1 protein-coding gene is annotated in these 1178 nt (G+C 60.5%); it reads left to right on the top strand.

Annotated features, from left to right (window positions below; translation table 11 throughout):
* Positions 1-2 precede the first annotated feature (2 nt).
* Entirely contained in the window at positions 3-1178 is a 1176-nt protein-coding gene (tuf, locus tag PY649_RS34725; protein ID WP_120703906.1) for an elongation factor Tu, read from the top strand.

A 1178-nucleotide genomic window follows, 5' to 3' on the forward strand; every position in this document is an offset into this window, starting at 1 on the left:
AAATGGCAAAGAGTAAGTTTGAGCGCAATAAGCCGCACGTTAACATCGGGACGATCGGCCACGTTGACCACGGCAAGACGTCTCTGACGGCAGCGATCACGAAGTTCTTCGGTGAGTTCAAGGCGTATGACCAGATCGACGCGGCACCGGAAGAAAAGGCGCGCGGCATCACGATTTCGACGGCGCACGTTGAATATGAGACGGCTGCCCGTCACTACGCGCACGTCGACTGCCCCGGCCACGCTGACTATGTGAAGAACATGATCACCGGTGCTGCGCAGATGGACGGCGCGATCCTGGTTTGCTCGGCCGCCGACGGCCCGATGCCGCAGACGCGCGAACACATCCTGCTCGCCCGCCAGGTTGGCGTTCCGGCAATCGTTGTGTTCCTGAACAAGGTCGACCAGGTTGACGACGCCGAGCTTCTGGAGCTCGTCGAGCTTGAAGTTCGCGAACTTCTGTCGTCCTACGACTTCCCGGGCGACGACATTCCGGTTGTCAAGGGTTCGGCGCTTGCTGCACTGGAAGACAGCAACAAGGAAATCGGCGAAAACGCCATCCGCGAGCTGATGGCAGCGGTTGACGCCTACATCCCGACGCCTGAGCGTCCGATCGACCAGCCGTTCCTGATGCCGATCGAAGACGTGTTCTCGATCTCTGGCCGTGGTACGGTTGTGACGGGCCGCGTCGAGCGTGGCATTGTCAAGGTTGGTGAAGAAGTCGAGATCGTCGGCATTCGTCCGACGTCGAAGACGACGGTGACCGGCGTTGAAATGTTCCGCAAGCTGCTCGATCAGGGTCAGGCCGGCGACAACATCGGCGCGCTGATCCGCGGTGTGAACCGTGACGGCGTCGAGCGTGGCCAGATCCTGGCAAAGCCGGGCACTGTGAAGCCGCACAAGAAGTTCAAGGCCGAAGCCTACATCCTGACGAAGGAAGAAGGTGGCCGTCATACGCCGTTCTTCACGAACTACCGTCCGCAGTTCTACTTCCGCACGACGGACGTGACCGGCATCGTGACGCTTCCGGAAGGCACGGAAATGGTCATGCCTGGCGACAACATCACGGTTGACGTCGAGCTGATCGTTCCGATCGCGATGGAAGAAAAGCTGCGCTTCGCTATCCGCGAAGGCGGCCGCACCGTCGGCGCCGGCATCGTCGCCAGCATCGTCGAGTAA

It is taken from the genome of Rhizobium mayense (assembly GCF_030272705.1).
Lineage (GTDB): Bacteria > Pseudomonadota > Alphaproteobacteria > Rhizobiales > Rhizobiaceae > Rhizobium > Rhizobium mayense.

Bases quoted from the DNA above. Each gene is read 5' to 3' on its own strand.
- tuf (WP_120703906.1), top strand. From the start codon at position 3: ATGGCAAAGAGTAAGTTTGAGCGCAATAAGCCGCACGTTAACATCGGG.